The following is an 18995-nucleotide window of genomic DNA, read 5'->3' as shown; positions in this document are numbered from 1 at the left end:
CTGTGCGGAGGTGGGACGACGAAATCGAATTCTAACGAATGACCGATTTCTGTCCCACTCTCCTTGTTTGTCCTTATTTCATCATACCGGCCTGGAGATCATACATTTTCTTATACGTTCCTCCTAGAGCAATGAGCTGATCGTGGTTGCCTGATTCGATGATTTTTCCCTTATCGAGAACATAAATGCAATCGGCATCTTGGATAGTAGAAAGACGATGGGCAATAGCAATGGTTGTCCGCCCTTGGCGCATCTTCTTCAGAGAGTTTTGGATCATTTCTTCTGTCTCTTGGTCAATATTAGCCGTGGCCTCATCCAAAATGAGAATCTTAGGTTGAGCAGCAATGGTTCGAGCAAAAGCCAGAAGCTGTCGCTGACCAGTCGATAGGGTAGAACCCCGCTCGGTTACCGGATGATTATAGCCACCAGGTAGACTCTCGATAAATTCCTCCACATCCACAAATTCGGCGGCTTGTTGGATTTCAGCCTCTGTCAGTTCCTCATGGTACATCCGGATATTGGAAGCAATGGTTCCATGATAGAGAAAAGGTTCCTGCAGCACTAGACCGATAGACTTGCGCAAGGCTTCCTGACTGTAGTCCTTGATATCCTTTCCATCAATCAAGATCCGTCCGCGATCAAATTCATAAAATCGCATAAAGAGATTGATAATGGAAGATTTACCAGAACCAGTATGACCGACAAAGGCGATGGTTTGTCCGTTTTTGACCTCAAAGGAGATATCTTTTAGGACATCTCGTTTGCCATCGTAAGAAAATGATACATGGTCAAAGCGTATATCTCCCCGCTTAATTTCTTTGAGATGACCCATTTGCTTAGGCTCATTGTCAGCCTGATCCATTACTTCAAAGACACGCGCTGCTGAAATGGTAGAGGTCTGCAAGGTTGCAAAATTTTGGGTAACATCAATCAAGGGTTGGAAAAGCTGGCTAACGTACTGGATAAAGGCATAAATAAGACCTGCTGTAAAGCCAGAAGACTGCCAATTTAGGCCGAAAAAGGTCAGAATGACTGCATAGGCTAGGACCTGTAACAGGGTCATAGCTGGTCTCAAAAAGAGGGAATTAACATCGACAGAACGATTGGCATAGTCCAAATGTTCCCAATTAATCCGTTCAAACTCATCAGTCAAACGCTTTTCTTGGCGAAAGGCCTGCACGATTCGCATGCCTTCGATGGATTCAGATAATTTCACATTGATATCTGATAATTTCTGACGCATCATTTTGACCAGGCGGTTGGATAACTTGCGATAGAGTCGAATGGAAAACCAAATGACGGGAAGAAAAGGCAGAATCCAAATAGTCAAATGCCAATCCAGGCTAAACATGGTCACCAGGGTCACTACAAAAAGTAAAAAGGATGAAACCAGGCTTGAAAAGACAGTGGAGAACATATCTGCGACGGCCTGTGTATCATTGGTCACACGGGAGACAATCGAACCTGCTGCTGTCTGGTCATAAAAGGACATGCCCAGCCTTTGCAGATTTTGGAAAATATCTAGTCGGATATCTCTTACGATGGAATTGGATACACGCGCAAAGGTTAATTGGCTCAGGTAGGTCGCCAGCACGCGCCCAATGAATAACCCATAGTAAAGAATGAGAAACTGAAAAGCTGTCATGACCGGTGAACCTGCTTCTTTTGGATCCACTAGGTGGTCAATATACCAGCGTGCCGCTAGAGGGATCGCTGTCAATAAAAGGCTAGTCAGGAAGGTAAATGCTAAGGCTAGGGCTGTTAACCATTTGTAACACCACATATAAGCCAAGAGCCGCTTCATCACACGAGCTTCAGATGTTTTCATTCAGCTTTTCCTCCATTTCTTCTGATAATTGTTGGGCTTGGTAGGTTTCATAGTACCAACCTTTTTGACCCATTAATTCCTCGTGATTTCCGCGCTCCTTGATTTGACCATTCTCCATTACCAGAATCAAATCCGCATGAACGATAGCGGATAAGCGATGGGCTGTGATCATGGTTGTTTTCCCCTTGCGTTCCTGCTTCATATTTTCGATGATCTGGTGCTCCGTCTTCGCATCTACTGCAGAGAGGGAATCATCCAGAAGCAAGATCTCAGGATTCATGACCAAAGCACGACTCATGGCAATCCGTTGCTTTTGCCCGCCAGAAAGAGAGACTCCTCTTTCTCCAAGCACAGTCTCCATCTGGTCTGGCATAGCCAAGACATCCTCATAGACCCCACAGGTTCTTAGCGCTTTTATCAACTCTTCTTCCTTGATCTGCGGATCTGAAAAAGCAACATTCTCGCGAATAGTCATGGCAAAGAGAATCTGATCTTGAGGAACATAGCCGATCAAACTACGCAGATCTTGCAAACGATAATCTTTGATGGAGATTCCATTTAGAAAAATATCTCCCTGCTCCAAGTCATGCTCTCTGAGTAAGAGACGCAACAAGGTGGTCTTTCCAGATCCAGTTGGACCCACAATTCCAAGGGTTTGTCCTTTTTCTAAATGAAAAGTAACCTTTTCAAGAACAGGCTCTTTCTCGTAGGCGAATTCTTTAATGTCATATTCCAAATCTCCATTTTGAATGTCTCTGACTGGATGGTTTGGATCTTGGATTTCAGGTGTTTCTGCTAAAAGTGTCTCAATTCGGTCATACGAGACGCTAGCCCTTTGACTAATATTAAATAAGAAGCCCATGGCTTGAAGGGGCCACACGAGCATATTGAGATAGGTGATAAAGGTTACGATTTGTCCAACTGTCAAGCTTCCTTCCTGGACGAAAAGGCCCCCGAAGTATAGGGTCAAGACATAAGAGAGACCGACAAAAAGAAGAGTGGTCGGATCAAACAAGGCATTGTAACTGGCTGAAGTCATATTTTTTGAAAAGACCATTTGATTGGTCTTTTCAAAAGCCTGAATCTCATCTGCCTGAAAACCAAAGGATTTGGTTACCTTGACTCCTGATACTGATTCCTGCACAAAGTTGTTGAGCTCCGAGAAGCCTTCTTGAGCTTCTTTGAAGGCTTGGTGGTTTTTGCGTCCAATAGCCGACGTCACTACCACCATAACTGGTAGGGGCAAAATAGCCAAGAGGGTTAAGCGCCAATCAATCATGAAAAACATGCTGACCAGGGTCACCAAGGCTGTGACAGACGCATCCACTGCAGACATAACCCCACCACCGGCAAACATGGTTACCGCATTGATATCATTGGTAGCATGGGCCATGAGATCCCCAGTCCGATAACGCTGATAAAAAGACGATGACATGAGCGTAAAGTGCTTGAACAAACGGTAACGCAAAATCCGAGCTAACTTATTGGCCGTCCCAAAAATATAGCGTCTCCAGACAAAACGAAGTCCATACATGGCAAGAGCTGCTAGAACTAGAAATCCAATATTCACGACCAACTGCCCCAGTGTCAGCCTTCTTTTATCGATCAAATCGATCACAAGTCCCATGATTCTTGGAGGAATGAGGTTTAAAAAACTAACCAAGATCAAGGACCCTATCCCGATCAAGTATCGCTTCTTCTCTAAATTAAAAAACCAAGATAATTTCCTCAACAGATTCATCTTATTTCCCCTTTTTGGTGAGTTGCCAGCTACTATCCACCAGAGCAAACAACTCCTCATCAGCAATTGTTCCATCGAGCGGGATACTCACCCAATATTTTTTATTCATATGAAAAGCTGGATAAATCCCCTTCTGCTGGATGAAACGGGCTACTTGATCAGACTTAACATTCAAAACTTCTATTTTCCCAGACTTGCCAGCATCCAATTTTTTCCAATCAATAGTCATAAAAACACCATACCACTTGAGGGTGTCTCGGTGGCGAATGGCACCAGATTCTGGAGATCTCTCCCACAAATACTCAATCGTTCCCTGATAGTACAGAGAGATATAGGCCATGAGACGCTTGGCTTGAGGATAGAGAAATTTCTCTACCTCAAAACAAGCTTGGCGAATCCTTGCAAGACTTTCCTGACAAGCTTCTCTGACTTGGCCAACGAAATTTCCTTGTAGCTGTTCCTGATGGATCTGGATATACTCGTCCCCTGTATCCTGATCATAGACCTGAAAAGATATCTTCTGGTCGCAGACACGGACCTTTAAGAGAAAAGAGTCCGATAAGACGGGACACTGGTACTCATAGCCTGCCCCTCTCTTTTCAAATCCAAAAGCCAATCCCTTTTCTGGCTGAAAGGTGTATCGGTCAAAATAATGCTCTAAAAACATTTTCTCTCCCTTATTCATTTTTGCACTAGAAGAGGCTGGAAACAACGTCTCCAACCTTGATAACGGATCTTCAAAACTACTTCAGGCAGTGAGCGTTTCTTTTTTAAAACACGATGCGCGTGCCATGCAGTTGACAAACACCCAATTGCTCCAAAAAGAGCTGACGATTGTCAAGGGTCACACCTCCACCTGGTAGGATCTGAATCTTTCCCTTAGCCGCATCTAATAAACGATGATAGTGTGCAAAACGTTGCTCTAGTGGGTCACCTGGACTTCCAGCTCGTGTTAAAATGCGGGCTACACCCTGATCAGAAAGCCACTCAATCGCTTCTAGCTGATCTGTATGAGCTAACTCATCAAAGGCCATATGAAAGACCACCTCTGCCTCTCCACAGGCTGCAAGTAAAAGCTGCATGACCCTCTTGTCCAACTTTCGATCACTCGTCAGCGCACCCAGCACAAAACAAGTAATCCCTATTTCTTTCGCAGCACGAATATCCGTCAGCATAGCTTCGACTTCTGGATCAGTGTAGACAAAATCTCCACCACGGGGCCGAATGATCACACATAGATCCACGGACTTCTCTCTTGTCAGTTTGATTGCTTCATTGATCACACCTATACTCGGTGTGGTCCCGCCTACTGCCAGGTTGTCACACAGTTCAATGCGACCTGCCCCAGCAGCAATCGCCTTATCAATAAAAGTTAAATTCTCTGCACAAAATTCAAAGACAAGCATGACAACTCCAATTACAAAGACTTAAAACAAGGAGATACTAACGGTTACCTTAGCATTGCCATTTTCCACTCTCGCTTTTGAGATACTATAGCCTGCTTGAGGGATCTCAAGGGTGATTTGATCACCATTAACCGTGAAGCCACTTCCATTTTGATTGGATTGATCCTTCAAATAGTTGAGAACCAAGAATTTTGGAATGGGCATTTTCCCTAATTTAGCACCGGTCACAGTCAAATTCATGACATTGTTTTCGACTTGACCGGTCATGGTTAAATCTAGATAGCTATCGACTGGCCCTAATGATACAGGAACTTTGACGTGAAGGTCATTGCCATCCATTCCTAGTGCCATCTTTTGATAGTCAGAATTGTCAAGGGCGGATCCAGCACTTGTTTTGACGACCTGACTTAATTGTACAGAATTGAGACTTAGCTCAGTTGAGACCCCTTCAGTGCTCACAGAAGCATTTGAAACTGCATTTTGAGCCAGCTCAATCAAAGAACTCCCTGCCTGCACATTTCTCAGCTGCTCCCCTTCAGGAATAGATCCAGGAACCAACAGGACCCCTAATAAAATAAATAAAACGATCACCATGCCAATCAGGCGTCTCATCCACTTAAACATCTGCTCCTCCAATACGTGTAAAGTTGTATTCTTATTGTACCTTAATTCTAAAGAAATTGCGACTAAGAGGGGCCTTTAGAAAGCAAAAGAGACCGAGGAAACCTCGCATCTCTCTGTGCATTATTTCGATTTAATGTAGTTAACACCATCTGCTTTTGGCGCAACTGCTTGTCCGAAGAAGGCTGCCAAGACAACCATGGTCAAGACGTAAGGCGCAATTTGCAAGTAGATGGATGGGATACCTTTAAGTAAAGGCAATTGATTCCCGATAACAGCCAAACTTTGTGAAGCTCCAAAGAAGAGACTAGCAAGCATGGCCCCGATTGGGTTCCATTTCCCAAAAATCATAGCCGCAAGGGCGATAAATCCAGGACCTACAATAGTAGTTACCGCGAAGTTAACAGAAACTGACTGAGCGTAAATGGCTCCTCCGATTCCTGCAAGAGCACCTGAGATCATCACTCCTAAGTAGCGCATTCTATATACATTGATTCCCAATGTATCTGCTGCTTGTGGGTGTTCACCAACTGAACGAAGACGCAATCCAAATTTCGTCTTGAACATGATAAACCAAGCAAAGAATGAAAATAGAATCGCAACCCAGCCGATGATGCTGGCATTGTTGAAGAAAATATCCCCAATGACCGGAATTTTAGATAAGACTGGAATAGATGTTTTCCCAAAGGCAACTTTGATATTATCAGTTTGTCCCTTGTTATACATCGCTTTGACAAGAAAGACTGCCAATGGAGGTGCCATCAAGTTCAATACTGTACCTGAGACGATATGGTCAGCACGGAAATGAATGGTTGCCACCGCGTGGATCAAGGAGAAGAGTACTCCAATTCCTGCAGCAACGATCAAGGACAACCATGGTGTCAAACTTCCTAACTCAGGCTCAAAAGTCAAGTTAAAGATAATACCTGAGAAGGCTCCCATAACCATGATTCCTTCCAGACCAACGTTAACAACCCCAGCGTGTTCTGAGTATGCTCCTCCGATACTTGTGAAGATCAGCGGCGCCGCATACACAATCATAGAGGAAACAAGAATACTTAAAATCGTTACAATACTCATTAGTTTGCTCCTCCTTTTTTAGCTGAACGCATCGAGATCATCTTTTCGATAATGTAGTGGGCACATACGAAGAAGATAATGGATGCTGTCACAATTTGAACGACTTCTTCAGGGATTGCAGCTGGCTTCATACCAACTCCCCCAATTTGAAGTGCACCAAACAAGAAGGCAGCAAATGGAATACCAATTGGTGAATTCATCGCAAGAAGGGCAACGGCCATTCCGTTAAATCCAACACTCATTGAGCTTGTTTGAACATAGACATTTGAGTAAATACCTAGACCTTCTGCTACCCCACCAATACCAGCAAGAGCACCAGAAATGATCATAGAAAGGATAATGGTCCGTTTTGCAGACATCCCTGCGTATTCTGCCGCATTCGCATTGAGACCAACGGCACGGATTTCAAAACCAAGTGTTGTTTTCTTCATCAAGAACCAGATGACCACCACTGCGATGATGGCAAAGAAGATCCCGATGTTCATTTGTGATTTGTCCGTCAAATTACGCAACCACTCCGTCTGGTAGACAGCGTTGGCTCCCACATCAATGGTTGAGTCCTTGTTTTTCATCAAGGAAGCTGGGAAGCTATGTATCAAGGCATTCCCACCATAGAGAACAATGTAGTTCATCATAATGGTGATGATGACCTCACTGGTTCCGAGATAGGCACGAAGGAAACCAGGAATCGCTCCAATAAATCCACCTGCGACAGCCGCAATCAAAACAGTCATCGGAATCATCAGTAAGCGAGGCATATTTGGGAAAGAAAGGGCAAACCAAGTCGCCATGATCCATCCTGCAAAAGCCTGACCAGGAAGTCCAACGTTAAAGAAGCCGGCCCGGCTGGCTACTGAAAATCCAAGAGCAACTAAAATCAGTGGCCCCATGGCACGGGAAATATTTCCCCAACTCTTAATCGAACCAAAGGCTTTCTTAAACAGCAATTCATATCCCCAAAGGGCATCATAGCTGAAGGCCCACATAATAATGGCACCCAAGACCAATCCTAAAAGGACAGACACCAATGGAACGGCAATTTGTTTTAAATTCTTATTCATTTGATGCTCCCTCCTTTACTTGGCCTCCTGCCATGAGGATTCCAAGTTCTTGCTTATTCGTTGTTTCAGGGGTTACGATCCCTTGGATCTTCCCATCATGAATAACCGCAATACGGTCAGAAACATTCAAAATTTCATCTAATTCAAAGCTGACAACCAGAACAGCTTTCCCATTATCCCGTTCTTGAATCAAACGTTTGTGGATATATTCGATCGCTCCAACGTCCAATCCACGAGTCGGCTGACTAACGATCAAGAGATCTGGATCACGATCAATTTCCCGAGCGATAATGGCTTTTTGCTGGTTTCCTCCAGAGAGAGCCTTAGCAGGTACCACTTCACTGGCTGCACGAACGTCAAACTCTTCCATCAACTTCTTGGCATAAGAGGTAATATTTGGATAATTCAAAATACCATTCTTGCTAAGAGGTTCTTTATAATAGGTTTGAAGGGCAATGTTTTCAGAGATCATCATATCAAGGACTAATCCATCCCGATGACGGTCTTCAGGGACGTGCCCTACCTTCATTTCTGTGATTTGACGTGGACGAAGTCCTACAACATCCTTGCCTTTAATCTTGATTGAACCAGATTTTACCTTCCGTAGACCTGTAATCGCTTGGATCAATTCAGACTGACCATTTCCATCAATCCCTGCGATCCCCACGACTTCACCAGCACGAAGTTCCAGTGAAAGATTCTTAACAGCTGGGACACCCCGGTTTTCGTTTACAACCAAGTTTTCGATCGACAAGACGACTTCTTTTGGTTGAGAAGGACCTTTCTCCGTTTTAAAGGAAACTGAACGACCGACCATCATTTCGGCCAAGTCTTGGTTAGTAGCTCCACCAATCTCGACTGTCTCAATCGATTTACCACGGCGAATAACCGTTACGCGGTCTGAAACAGCACGGATTTCATCCAACTTGTGCGTAATCAAGATAATAGATTTTCCTTCATTCGCCAAGTTCTTCATGATTGTCATCAATTCTTCGATTTCAGCTGGTGTCAACACCGCAGTTGGTTCATCGAAGATTAGGATGTCGGCTCCACGATAAAGCGTCTTTAAGATTTCCACACGTTGCTGCGCACCAACGGAAATATCCTCCACTTTAGCATTTGGATCCACTGCTAAGCCATATTTTTTAGACAAATCAAGGATATCTTGACTGGCTTTCTTAAGATCCAAAACACCATGTTTAGTGGTTTCAGACCCAAGGATGATATTTTCAGCAACAGTGAAGGCTTCAACCAACATAAAGTGTTGGTGCACCATTCCAATTCCTAAAGAGGCTGCTTTTGAAGGTGAGTCTAGGTTAACAGTTTTTCCATTTACCACGATGTCTCCGCTAGTTGGTTCCAACAAACCAGCCAACATATTCATCAGGGTAGATTTCCCTGCACCATTTTCTCCAAGAAGTGCATGGATTTCACCTTTGCGCAACTGAAGATTAATCTTGTCATTTGCTACAAAGTCACCAAATTTTTTGGTAATCTCACGCATTTCGATGACATATTCATGTGTCATGGGGGTGTTTCCTTTCAAATCAATTTTTATTTCAATAAAACCTATTAGGGTAGCTAATAGATTTTACTGAGACAAAAATGTCTCAATTTATTAAAAGGAACGGCCCTTGAAGGTCGGGCCGATCCAATCAAATATTATTTTTCAGGAACTTTAAGAGACCCGTCAAGGATTTTAGCTTTAGCATCTTCTACAGCTTTTTTAGCATCTGCAGAAAGGTTGTCAGTTGTCAAATCAACTCCACCATCTTTCAAGCTATAAGTAATCACTTTACCGCCAGGGAATTTACCATCAGCAGTTTTCTTAGCCAAGTCTTTTACAGATTCTCCGACTTTCTTCAAGCTTGAAGCCAATACGAAGTTAGATTTTTTACCATCTTTAGAAGTGTATTCACCTTCAGCTTTTTGGTCACGGTCAACACCAAGAACCCAAACTTTTTCGTCTTCATTTTTCTTCTCGTTCAAGTCTTTAGCTTCAGAGAAGACACCTGCACCAGTACCACCAGCTACTTGGTAGATAACGTCTGCACCTGCAGCATATTGTGCAGCAGCAATTGTTTTACCTTTAGCAGAGTCACCGAATGAACCAGCGTAGTCTACTTGAACTTTGATAGATGGGTCAACAGATTTAACACCAGCTTCAAATCCAGCGCGGAAACGAGTGATAACTTCACTTTCCATACCACCTACAAAACCAACTTGTTTAGTTTTTGTAGTTTTCGCAGCAGCGATACCAGCAAGGTAACCAGCTTCGTTATCGGCATAAACAGCAGATGCTACGTTCTTTTGTCCTTCAATACGGTCATCGATGATGACATAGTTCACATCTTGGTTGTCTTTTGCAGCTTTTTTAACAGAGTCGCTCAAGGCAAAACCAACACCAAAGATCAATTTGTAGTCGTTAGAAACAGCTTCATCAAGGTTTGTCGCATATTGAGATTCATCTGTTGATTGGAAGTAGTCAAATCCGTTCCCTTTAGAAAGACCGTTTTCTTTACCCCAAGCTTGCAAACCTTCCCAAGCAGATTGGTTGAATGATTTGTCATCCACACCACCAGTATCGGTAATGATAGCAGCTTTCAAATCTGTTTTAGATTCTGAGTTTGCGCTATCTTTTTTAGACGCACGATTTCCACATGCTGCAAGTCCGATAGCAGCGACAGTTACTAGACCAAGGCCTAGCCATTGTTTCTTGTTCATTACTGAACCTCCTAAATTATTGTGCAACATTGTTGCGAAGTATTGAAAGGGTCAAAAGACCGCCTCACAGACCTATTAAGTCAGGTCTGTAAAGGAATATGGAAGTAATTCCTTGACCGTCATCACGACCGTCGATTTATCTTTAGATACTAAGGTTACAGGAAGGTCTGGCTCAAAAAATTCAGCCATGACCTGGCGACAAGCACCACATGGAGAGATGGGCTTTTCTGTTTGCCCGTAGATAATGAGTTCTTGAAACTCACGAGCTCCTTCAGAAACAGCTTTAAAAATGGCTGTCCGTTCTCCACAGTTGGTTAATCCAAAACTGGCATTTTCGATATTGACACCTGTATAGATTTCTCCATCCTTCGTTAGCAGTACAGCTCCAATTGGGAAATGAGAGTAAGGCACATAGGCTTGTTTACTCACTTCAACTGCTAAGTCAATCAACTCAGTAGTCGCCATGAGCCACCTTTCCTTCCATGATGGCTACACCAGAAGAAGTCCCGATACGGGTCGCACCAGCTTCGATAAAAGCAAGAGCATCTTCATAAGAGCGAGCACCACCAGAAGCTTTGACACCCATGTCAGGTCCAACAGTTTGACGCATTAAGGCCACATCTTCTACCGTTGCTCCTCCAGTTGAGAAGCCAGTTGAAGTCTTCACAAAGTCTGCGCCAGCTAACTTAGCAATTTGACAAGCAACGATCTTTTCATCATCGGTTAAGAGACAAGTCTCAATGATGACTTTGACCAGCTTATCACCGCTCGCTTCGACTACGGCTTGGATATCTTCCTCAACTAGTGCTAAATTCTTAGACTTAAGAGCCCCGATATTAATGACCATGTCAATCTCATCGGCACCATTTTGAATCGCATTTTTTGTTTCACACGCTTTGACAAATGGTGTATTTGCTCCTAAAGGAAAACCAATGACGGTACAAACTTTAACGTCTGAATCGCGCAAGCCCTCAGCCGCAAAATTCACCCATGTCGGGTTCACACAGACACTCGCAAAATCATAAGCCTTGGCTTCTTCGATCAGCTTTTCGATCTGTTCTTGTTGCGCATCTGGTTTTAAAAGAGTGTGATCGATATATTTATTTAACTTCATACAATCTCCTGAGCTGCTTAAGATATTATTTCAATAATTTCTTTAACGCTTTCAGCCCTTTCTAGTATTTTAACATTTTTTTTGAATTCTGTAACGCCTTCTTGTGAATTTTTTTCATTCATGAAAATGCGGGCAATGCGTTCCCCTTTTTTGACGTGCTCTCCCACTTTTTTGTCAAACACAATCCCTGTTTCGTAATCGAGGGGATCCGATTTGACAGCACGACCAGCACCCAGGCGCATAGCAAACAAACCAAACTCCATGGCAGGTAAAGCAGCAATGACGCCATCTTGATCCGCTGTTACTTCAAGGACCTGATCCACTTTGACGGGACGATGCAAATCTTTTAAATCTCCACCTTGAGCCGCGACCATTTCTTCAAACTTCGCTAAAGCTTGACCATTGGTCAAGTGTTCATGGATGGCTTCAATCGATTGATCTACATTGGCCAATTTCAACATGATTTGCGCCAACTCACAAATAAACTCTGTCACATCAGCACGTCCTTGTCCTTTCAGAATATCCAGGGCTTCTAAAATTTCTAAACGATTACCAATGCTGGTTCCCAAAGGTTGGCTCATATCTGTAATGACAGCGATTGTCTTGCGCCCTACGGCATTACCGAGATCCACCATGGTACGAGCTAGTTCACGCGCCTCCTCAATGGTCTTCATAAAGGCCCCTTCTCCAACGGTGACATCGAGAAGGATGGCATCTGCTCCAGCAGCAATTTTCTTACTCATGACGGAGCTAGCAATCAATGGAATGGTATCCACTGTCGCTGTCACGTCCCGAAGAGCATACAAGAGTTTATCTGCTTTCACAAGTTGATCAGATTGACCAATAACCGATAAGCCGATCTCCTGCACCTGCTGGATAAATTCCTCTTGAGTCCGCTCAATTTGGAATCCTTTAATCGATTCTAATTTATCGATGGTTCCACCTGTGTGGCCTAAGCCACGACCGCTCATTTTAGCAACTGGCACTCCGAAACTTGCAACCAGAGGTACCAAGACTAAGGTTACCTTGTCTCCCACACCACCAGTTGAATGTTTGTCTACCTTGATTCCTGGAATAGCTGACAGGTCAAACTGTTGCCCTGTTTGGACCATCTTCATGGTCATATGGGAGATTTCTTCTGTCGTCATCCCTTTAAAATAAACGGCCATAGCAAAAGCGGACATTTGGTAATCTGGAACTGTTCCAGCCACATATCCCTCAATCAGCCATTCAATTTCTTCTTTGTTTAAGGCAAGACCATCTCTTTTTTTCTGAATGATATCTACAGCTCTCATGATTCTTTCTCACTTCTTAAAATATAATAGCCTTTGTCTTTTTTTACGATCTCACAATTGCCAAACGTCTCTTCCATCTTGGCCTTAGCACTTGGAGCCCCTTGCTTTTTCTGAATGACAATGGTCAAGTCTCCACCTGGCTTCAAATGATCAAAACTACCCGTAATCACCTGATGCACCACTTTCTTACCGGCTCGGATCGGCGGATTACTGATCACATGGTCAAAGACCCCTTCAACCGCTTCATAGACATCCGAAGAAAAGATCTGAGCTTCCACGCCATTTCGGCTGGCATTTTTCTTAGCCAAGTCTAGCGCCCGCTCATTGACATCCACCATGGTCACGGCGACTCCCTGTGCTTTAGCTAGAGAGAGGCCAATTGGACCATAGCCACAACCGACATCAAGAACGCTTTCCCCTTCTTGGAAATCCAGGGCTGATAAGAGCACCTGGCTTCCATAATCAATCATTTTTTTACTAAAGACGCCCGCATCTGTATAGAAATTCATCTTTTGTCCCAATAAAACAACAGCCAGATCATGAATATCATGGGCTGCATCAGGGGTTATATCGAAATACATTTTACTCATAAGGTTATTTTATCATAATTCATTCGTTTTTTAAATCGTTTACACGACCACTAAAAATTGGTATACTAAAGACTACAATAGGAGTGACATATGGACAAAGAATTTTTACATTTTGAAAAAATCAATCGGGAAACCTGGCAAAATTTGCATCGCAAAACCACCCCGCCTCTCTCTCAAACAGAGCTTAATTCTATTAAAAGCTTTAACGACCGCATCAACCTCCAGGATGTGCGTGACGTCTACCTGCCTTTGACAAACTTGATCGGAATCTACAAGCGTTCCAAAGAAGATTTGGCCTTCTCAAAAGGGATTTTTCTTCAAAAAACCAGTGAACGCCAACCCTTTATCATTGGGGTTTCTGGGAGTGTCGCTGTTGGGAAATCGACTACTAGCCGTCTTCTCCAAATCCTACTTTCGCGGACCTTCGAAGGCTCGACCGTAGAATTGGTGACAACAGATGGCTTTCTCTATCCAAATGCTATCTTAAAAGAACAAGAGCTCCTCAATCGAAAAGGATTTCCTGAAAGCTATGATATGGAATTGCTTCTTGATTTTCTCAACCAAATCAAAAACAACAAGAGTGTAGAAATTCCTGTCTATTCCCACGAAATTTACGATATTGTCCCAGATGAGAAGCAAACGATTTTACCAGCTGATTTTGTCATTGTAGAAGGAATCAATGTCTTTCAAAATCCGCAAAATGACAATCTCTATATGACCGATTTCTTTGATTTTTCAATCTATGTGGATGCCGCAGTCGATGATATCGAATCTTGGTATATCGATCGCTTCCAAAAACTCCTGGCATTAGCTCAGAATGATCCCAAGAACTACTACTATCGATTTACAGAGCAACCCCTAGAAGAAGTTTTAAGCATGGCCCATCAGGTTTGGGAATCCATTAATTTAGTCAACTTGCAACATTACATTCAACCAACCCGTAACCGGGCTGATCTGATTCTCCATAAGGCAACCAACCATGAAATCGACGAAATTTATCTCAAACGCTAGAGAAAATGGCCTTTTACCGGTACTTTTTTAAGGAAAAGCTATTTTAGGCTTGTCAAATCATAACTTTTCATATATAATGAGATAGTTAGATTATCAATGGAGGTGAATAACTTGGCAAACATTAAATCAGCTATCAAACGCGCTGAATTGAACGTTAAACAAAACGAAAAAAACTCAGCTCAAAAATCAGCTATGCGTACTGCAATCAAAGCTTTTGAAGCAAACCCATCTGAAGAACTTTACCGCGCTGCTAGCTCAGCTATCGATAAAGCAGAAACTAAAGGTTTGATCCACAAGAACAAAGCTAGCCGTGATAAAGCACGTCTTGCAGCGAAACTTGGTTAATCAAGAACAGCATAAAAATCAAGCTCTCCGGAGCTTTTTTTGTTCCTAAATTTTTGAGAGGTGTTTATGAAAATTGTTATTATCGGCTATTCTGGATCTGGAAAATCTACCTTGGCTGGAGCCTTAGCTCGCTACTACTCCATCCCCAAGCTTCATATGGATACCCTCCAATTTCAACCCGGCTGGATAGACAGTGACCGGGATTGGATGGAGGGACAGATGAAACAGTTTCTTAGCCAACATAAAGACTGGGTCATTGATGGAAATTATTCTTGGTGTTGCTATGAGGAAAGAATGGAGCAAGCAGACCACATTATCTTTCTCAATTTCTCTCGTTGGAACTGCCTCTATAGAGCCTGGAAACGATTCCGTCGTTATAAGGGACGCGTTCGCGAGAGTATGGCAGCAGGCTGCCCTGAACGCTTTGACTGGGAATTCATCCGTTGGATCCTTTGGGACGGTCGAACTAAGAAGGCCAAAGAAAGGTATCGAAATATCCGTTCTACCTATCCCGATAAATTCATCTCTCTCAAGAATCAAAAAGAGCTATATGCATTTCTAAAAACAATACAATAAAAAAGGTTGGGATTAAAATCCCAGCCTTTTCTTATTTATCAACGTAATCTCCGCCGGTGAAGCCATAGTATTCTTCCAGACTCAAGCCTGAATCAGCGATATCTTGTGCTTCTTTTCCGATATAGCGGAGATGCCAGCTTTCTGGCATGTAGCCTGTTACTTTTTCTTTTCCTTCTTGGTATCGAACCACAAAGCCATATTTAGCAGCATTCTTGAGCAACCACTTACTTGGTCCAGGTTCAGTTACCAAATTAGCACTGGTATCGATCAAATCAAAGGCCAAACCAGTTTGGTGTTCACTATAGCCCGGTCTTGCGGAATAACGATCTGCGGCTTCTTGACCATCTTGATTGACATAGTTTTGATAGAGTCCAACTTGGGTATCGTAGCTACGAAAACCACTATATTGGTCACTGATCGGATAACCCTCTGCCTGCATGGCTGCGATCAATTCATGAAGGGCCGAAACAGCTTCAGGATCTTCACCTGGGTTAAAGTCCGGCGCCAAAGGATAATGTTTGTTGGCGATCATCACCTCACCATATTTCCCTTTAACACTATAGTAAGAACCATTGTAGCTGACACCAGAGTCCACTTTCACATCTGACTTACCAGTTTTTGACGACTCTTCTTTGCCAGTCTCTTTTGATGGATTCTTTGCTGAAGACATTTCTTTGGAAGACTTGGTTTGCTTTTGTTTGGTTTCTTCTTTTGCAGAAGATTTAGAACTAGTGGATTGAGATTGGGAGCAAGCTGTCAGGGTTAACAAGGCAACTGTCACCAACGTTAATTTGGAAAATCTTGCTTTCATGGGGAATCTCCTATGATTCTTTTGTTACGACAATATCCGTGATCACATAACTTGCACCTACTTTTTTCAAGGTGTAGGTCTTGTACTTGCGATTTTGTGAATCTGGATGACTATCTGTATAATGCACGGTAAAGTCTTCATAAGTCTTGATGGTCACCACACCATTTTCTTCAGTGACACTTTGAATATCCAAAGCTCCTGGAGTATAGTAGTCAATTTTAGCCTTTCGAACACCATCACCCGTTGTGAATTCAACCATGTCTTTGTAGGCTTGACTTTGCGTGTCATAGTATTTAGAGTAGGTGTTATTTCGATTTGAAACTGAGCTAAAGACAGCATCGCGGTACTCTTTCAAGAATTCTTCTGCCAGGGTCCGATTTTGTTCTTCTTTGGCTGCTTGCGCTTTCTTAGCATCTTGAGCACTCTTGAAGCGTTTTAAAGTATCTTTGGCTAGTTTGAGTTCGATCGGATCGTTTTCACCCTCTTCAATCGTCACCTTAGCCTTTTCGGTTGTGTAGGTTTCCCCATTCATATTGAAAACGGCATGCACTTCAATTTCTTGATAAGGGATGCTGTCTACTTCAAAGGTCGTGCTAGTGCCAACTTCTTTACCGTTGACCACAACCTTCACATCCGTTGGGTTTTCAACTTCATCTGGGAACTCAACTTCTAAATTGCGTTTTTCAGAATTCAACTGCAATTCTAAGTTATTCTTCGTTGCTTTTTTAGGATTGAGATGGATCTTAGAAGTGACATTTCCGACTTCTGTTTTAGCAGTCAATTCCATTTCTTTTGTATTATAATGGAAAGAACCAAGATCTGTCACTGCATCTTTCTTCAAGGTCACGGTTTTATTAGCAGCCACTTTGAGTTTGGCTTGGTCCAAATTGGTCTTGACCTTGACTTGCACTGGATAGCTGGCCACACGGTATTCTTGGAAGATTCCAAATTTCTTGTCCGCCTTTTCCAAACCAAAGATCTTGTTACCAGATTTATCCGTATAGCTGCCTTCTCCACCATTATCGATGATCTTGTTCAATTCTGTGCCAATATCGACTCCTTGATCTTCCATGCTGGTGATCAAGCTTTCGGCTTCATCCTTTGTCCATTTATCGTTATCAGTTGAAAGCAGGCCTGCTGCTTCACGATAATCCTTGGTGTCCACTGCCTTGATGAATTTATCTGCAGTCACTTCGACACGTGTTGTAGACTGGAAGTAAAAGAAGGCTGCTACCAAAGCGATCACAAGAACAGCAAGGGCAGAAATAATCCCAATTTTCTTCTTAGAAAGTTTCTTCCCACTCTTCGTTTTAGGAACCTTTGGTTTTTTCTGAGCTGGACTTGCCTCTGTGAAGGTTGATCCCTCAAAGACCTGCGTTTGCTCAGTAGCAAGTGGAGCCGTGTACTCTTGAGTAGGCTGTTGAGGGACATATTTCTGTGTTTCTTCAGTTGAATCTGGGTTCGTAAATTCTGCTTCAGGAACAGGTCCTACAAAAAACTCGAAGTTCTGACTTTTGGCAGCGGTAAATTCTTCTGCACTTGGCTTGCGTCCATAGGTTTCTTCAAAATGTTGCAACCAAGCCTGACGAGCTGCCAGAAGTGGATCAACATTCTTCACTTCTTCAACTGGTTCAAGCACCGGTTCCTCGACAGGTGCTAGATTCTCTTCTGGGGCATTGCCTGCGATAGACTGAATTTGTTTTAAATCAAATCCACAGGCTTTCCCAGCCATAAACTCTTCTGGTGACGGTTTGCGACCGATCACTTTTTCAAATAATTCAACCCATTTCTTCTGCATGGATCTCTTCTCCCTCATTATAAAATAGGGAAAGTGGGTCCCCCCACCTTCCATTTTGTGATATTGTTAGAATCCAAAGTTAGAGAAATTTGGAGCACTTGGAATAAATCCAGTAGCTACTTGTTCTAAAATACGAGCATTTACATAAAGAACAAAGATGGCAATGAGAAGCAAGACAACAGATGATGCTACAATAAGCAAGAATTTGTCTGCTTTAAAGCTCGTCTTGTTCAATCCTTGATGAACCACATAGCATGTTCCAACAAAGAACAAGAAGAAAATAAGGAAGTTTACAAAGCCATAAAATTCATAAACTTTTACAAGACCTACTAAGAAAGCGAGAAGGGCAAGTGGCAAAGTGTAAACAGACAAACGTCCAAATTCTTCAAATGAACGACCGTAACTATATTCCTTATCTTGAAGAACCACACGGCGAACAAAGAATCCAGCTACTTGGAAAGCGTAAATGCTAAAGAAGAGGGAAATCAATGTCAACATAAAGGCACGGAAATCCATTCCATAACCACCTGTAAACCCACTAGCTGTGAAGAAGGTAGCCAAGGCCATTACAAAAGCAGTCAAAACATATTGTAAAATACCGTTAAGAGCTTTTGGATTTTCTACAGCTGTTGGACGTTTCAAAGCTGAAAGGAACCAATTCCAGTAACCACCAACGGCTACACCAAATTGACTTGGTTGGGCAGGATAAGCTTGTCCTGGTTGACCTTGGTAAGGAGCTTGTTGATAAGATGCTTGAGTAGGTTGTTGGTAAGCTTGTTGCGGAGCTTGTTGGAAAGCAGGACCATTCGTTGGAGCAACTTGAGGTGCCGCTTCTTGAACTGGAGCTGCTACTGGTTCTTCTGTAGGTGCAGCTGGTGCTGCTGTTGCTGCTGGTGCTGCGACAAACTCTGGGGCTTGTGGCGCTGCAACCGGTTCTTCCACAGGTGCAGTTGGTGCTGCGACAAACTCTGGGGCTTGTGGCGCTGCAACTGGT

The 18995-nt window shown here is 43.1% G+C and carries 19 protein-coding genes; 3 read left to right on the top strand and 16 right to left on the bottom strand.

Going from position 1 to position 18995, the window contains the following annotated elements; translation table 11 throughout:
• Positions 1-73 precede the first annotated feature (73 nt).
• From ADI76_RS03150 to ADI76_RS03090, 13 genes are all read right to left on the bottom strand, one after another.
• Positions 74-1828: an ABC transporter ATP-binding protein gene (locus tag ADI76_RS03150; protein ID WP_049514731.1), complete on the bottom strand. Its 1755-nt coding sequence runs from the start codon at positions 1826-1828 to the stop codon at positions 74-76.
• A complete protein-coding gene (locus ADI76_RS03145) occupies positions 1815-3569 on the bottom strand; it encodes an ABC transporter ATP-binding protein (protein WP_049514730.1) in 1755 nt (584 codons plus the stop codon). Before ADI76_RS03145 ends, ADI76_RS03150 begins: the two co-directional genes overlap by 14 nt.
• A gap of 1 nt (position 3570) precedes the next feature.
• On the bottom strand, positions 3571-4236 hold the full coding sequence (locus ADI76_RS03140) for an MmcQ/YjbR family DNA-binding protein (RefSeq protein WP_049514729.1): 666 nt from the start codon (positions 4234-4236) through the stop codon (positions 3571-3573).
• A 103-nt stretch (positions 4237-4339) separates the two neighbouring features.
• Entirely contained in the window at positions 4340-4975 is a 636-nt protein-coding gene (locus ADI76_RS03135; protein WP_049514728.1) for a copper homeostasis protein CutC, read from the bottom strand.
• Between the two features lie 21 nt (positions 4976-4996).
• Complete coding sequence (locus ADI76_RS03130) at positions 4997-5599, bottom strand: hypothetical protein (RefSeq protein WP_049514727.1); 603 nt, start codon at positions 5597-5599, stop codon at positions 4997-4999.
• 120 nt (positions 5600-5719) lie between these two features.
• Entirely contained in the window at positions 5720-6676 is a 957-nt protein-coding gene (locus tag ADI76_RS03125; RefSeq protein WP_021153355.1) for an ABC transporter permease, read from the bottom strand.
• On the bottom strand, positions 6676-7737 hold the full coding sequence (locus ADI76_RS03120) for an ABC transporter permease (RefSeq protein WP_049489017.1): 1062 nt from the start codon (positions 7735-7737) through the stop codon (positions 6676-6678). Before ADI76_RS03120 ends, ADI76_RS03125 begins: the two co-directional genes overlap by 1 nt.
• Complete coding sequence (locus ADI76_RS03115) at positions 7730-9265, bottom strand: ABC transporter ATP-binding protein (protein ID WP_049514726.1); 1536 nt, start codon at positions 9263-9265, stop codon at positions 7730-7732. The genes ADI76_RS03120 and ADI76_RS03115 overlap by 8 nt, the downstream gene beginning before the upstream one ends.
• Before the next feature lie 134 nt (positions 9266-9399).
• Positions 9400-10461 carry a BMP family lipoprotein gene (locus ADI76_RS03110; protein ID WP_031573707.1) on the bottom strand — a complete coding sequence of 354 codons (1062 nt, stop codon included), beginning with the start codon at positions 10459-10461 and terminating at the stop codon, positions 9400-9402.
• 75 nt (positions 10462-10536) lie between these two features.
• Positions 10537-10926: a cytidine deaminase gene (locus tag ADI76_RS03105; RefSeq protein ID WP_031573704.1), complete on the bottom strand. Its 390-nt coding sequence runs from the start codon at positions 10924-10926 to the stop codon at positions 10537-10539.
• A complete protein-coding gene (deoC, locus tag ADI76_RS03100; protein ID WP_003001619.1) occupies positions 10913-11575 on the bottom strand; it encodes a deoxyribose-phosphate aldolase in 663 nt (220 codons plus the stop codon). Before deoC ends, ADI76_RS03105 begins: the two co-directional genes overlap by 14 nt.
• Before the next feature lie 17 nt (positions 11576-11592).
• A complete protein-coding gene (locus ADI76_RS03095; protein WP_049514725.1) occupies positions 11593-12870 on the bottom strand; it encodes a pyrimidine-nucleoside phosphorylase in 1278 nt (425 codons plus the stop codon).
• On the bottom strand, positions 12867-13460 hold the full coding sequence (locus ADI76_RS03090; RefSeq protein WP_049514724.1) for a class I SAM-dependent methyltransferase: 594 nt from the start codon (positions 13458-13460) through the stop codon (positions 12867-12869). The genes ADI76_RS03095 and ADI76_RS03090 overlap by 4 nt, the downstream gene beginning before the upstream one ends.
• A gap of 90 nt (positions 13461-13550) precedes the next feature.
• Here ADI76_RS03090 and coaA point away from each other — a divergent pair, with 90 nt between their 5' ends.
• From coaA to ADI76_RS03075, 3 genes are all read left to right on the top strand, one after another.
• A complete protein-coding gene (gene coaA, locus ADI76_RS03085; protein ID WP_049514723.1) occupies positions 13551-14471 on the top strand; it encodes a type I pantothenate kinase in 921 nt (306 codons plus the stop codon).
• Positions 14472-14567: 96 nt separating this feature from the next.
• Complete coding sequence (gene rpsT / locus ADI76_RS03080) at positions 14568-14816, top strand: 30S ribosomal protein S20 (protein ID WP_003007640.1); 249 nt, start codon at positions 14568-14570, stop codon at positions 14814-14816.
• Positions 14817-14882: 66 nt separating this feature from the next.
• Positions 14883-15392, top strand: coding sequence for a DNA topology modulation protein (locus ADI76_RS03075; RefSeq protein ID WP_049514722.1), 510 nt, complete (start codon positions 14883-14885; stop codon positions 15390-15392).
• A gap of 31 nt (positions 15393-15423) precedes the next feature.
• Here ADI76_RS03075 and ldcB read toward each other — a convergent pair whose 3' ends face one another.
• The 3 genes from ldcB to ADI76_RS03060 form a co-directional block, all read right to left on the bottom strand.
• Positions 15424-16203 carry an LD-carboxypeptidase LdcB/DacB gene (gene ldcB / locus ADI76_RS03070; RefSeq protein ID WP_023918315.1) on the bottom strand — a complete coding sequence of 260 codons (780 nt, stop codon included), beginning with the start codon at positions 16201-16203 and terminating at the stop codon, positions 15424-15426.
• Positions 16204-16213: 10 nt separating this feature from the next.
• Positions 16214-18001, bottom strand: coding sequence for a TcaA second domain-containing protein (locus ADI76_RS03065; protein WP_193390718.1), 1788 nt, complete (start codon positions 17999-18001; stop codon positions 16214-16216).
• A 66-nt stretch (positions 18002-18067) separates the two neighbouring features.
• A partial coding sequence (locus ADI76_RS03060; protein ID WP_049514720.1) for a DUF6574 domain-containing protein occupies positions 18068-18995 on the bottom strand: 928 nt, incomplete at its 5' end.

Origin of the sequence: Streptococcus parasanguinis (assembly GCF_001074805.1) — a bacterium.
GTDB lineage: Bacteria > Bacillota > Bacilli > Lactobacillales > Streptococcaceae > Streptococcus > Streptococcus parasanguinis_A.
The sequence above is the reverse complement of the archived record's forward strand: the minus strand, read 5'-3'. Positions and strand labels throughout refer to the sequence as shown.

Excerpts from the sequence above, each read along its gene's own strand:
- deoC (WP_003001619.1), bottom strand. The coding sequence starts at position 11,575 with ATGAAGTTAAATAAATATATCGATCACACTCTTTTAAAACCAGATGCG.
- ADI76_RS03120 (WP_049489017.1), bottom strand. The coding sequence starts at position 7,737 with ATGAATAAGAATTTAAAACAAATTGCCGTTCCATTGGTGTCTGTCCTT.
- ADI76_RS03140 (WP_049514729.1), bottom strand. The coding sequence starts at position 4,236 with ATGTTTTTAGAGCATTATTTTGACCGATACACCTTTCAGCCAGAAAAG.
- ADI76_RS03110 (WP_031573707.1), bottom strand. The coding sequence starts at position 10,461 with ATGAACAAGAAACAATGGCTAGGCCTTGGTCTAGTAACTGTCGCTGCT.
- ADI76_RS03065 (WP_193390718.1), bottom strand. The coding sequence starts at position 18,001 with ATGCAGAAGAAATGGGTTGAATTATTTGAAAAAGTGATCGGTCGCAAA.
- coaA (WP_049514723.1), top strand. The coding sequence starts at position 13,551 with ATGGACAAAGAATTTTTACATTTTGAAAAAATCAATCGGGAAACCTGG.
- ADI76_RS03150 (WP_049514731.1), bottom strand. The coding sequence starts at position 1,828 with ATGAAAACATCTGAAGCTCGTGTGATGAAGCGGCTCTTGGCTTATATG.
- rpsT (WP_003007640.1), top strand. The coding sequence starts at position 14,568 with ATGGAGGTGAATAACTTGGCAAACATTAAATCAGCTATCAAACGCGCT.
- ADI76_RS03125 (WP_021153355.1), bottom strand. The coding sequence starts at position 6,676 with ATGAGTATTGTAACGATTTTAAGTATTCTTGTTTCCTCTATGATTGTG.
- ADI76_RS03135 (WP_049514728.1), bottom strand. The coding sequence starts at position 4,975 with ATGCTTGTCTTTGAATTTTGTGCAGAGAATTTAACTTTTATTGATAAG.
- ADI76_RS03105 (WP_031573704.1), bottom strand. The coding sequence starts at position 10,926 with ATGGCGACTACTGAGTTGATTGACTTAGCAGTTGAAGTGAGTAAACAA.
- ADI76_RS03145 (WP_049514730.1), bottom strand. The coding sequence starts at position 3,569 with ATGAATCTGTTGAGGAAATTATCTTGGTTTTTTAATTTAGAGAAGAAG.
- ADI76_RS03075 (WP_049514722.1), top strand. The coding sequence starts at position 14,883 with ATGAAAATTGTTATTATCGGCTATTCTGGATCTGGAAAATCTACCTTG.
- ADI76_RS03090 (WP_049514724.1), bottom strand. The coding sequence starts at position 13,460 with ATGAGTAAAATGTATTTCGATATAACCCCTGATGCAGCCCATGATATT.
- ldcB (WP_023918315.1), bottom strand. The coding sequence starts at position 16,203 with ATGAAAGCAAGATTTTCCAAATTAACGTTGGTGACAGTTGCCTTGTTA.
- ADI76_RS03095 (WP_049514725.1), bottom strand. The coding sequence starts at position 12,870 with ATGAGAGCTGTAGATATCATTCAGAAAAAAAGAGATGGTCTTGCCTTA.
- ADI76_RS03115 (WP_049514726.1), bottom strand. The coding sequence starts at position 9,265 with ATGACACATGAATATGTCATCGAAATGCGTGAGATTACCAAAAAATTT.
- ADI76_RS03130 (WP_049514727.1), bottom strand. The coding sequence starts at position 5,599 with ATGTTTAAGTGGATGAGACGCCTGATTGGCATGGTGATCGTTTTATTT.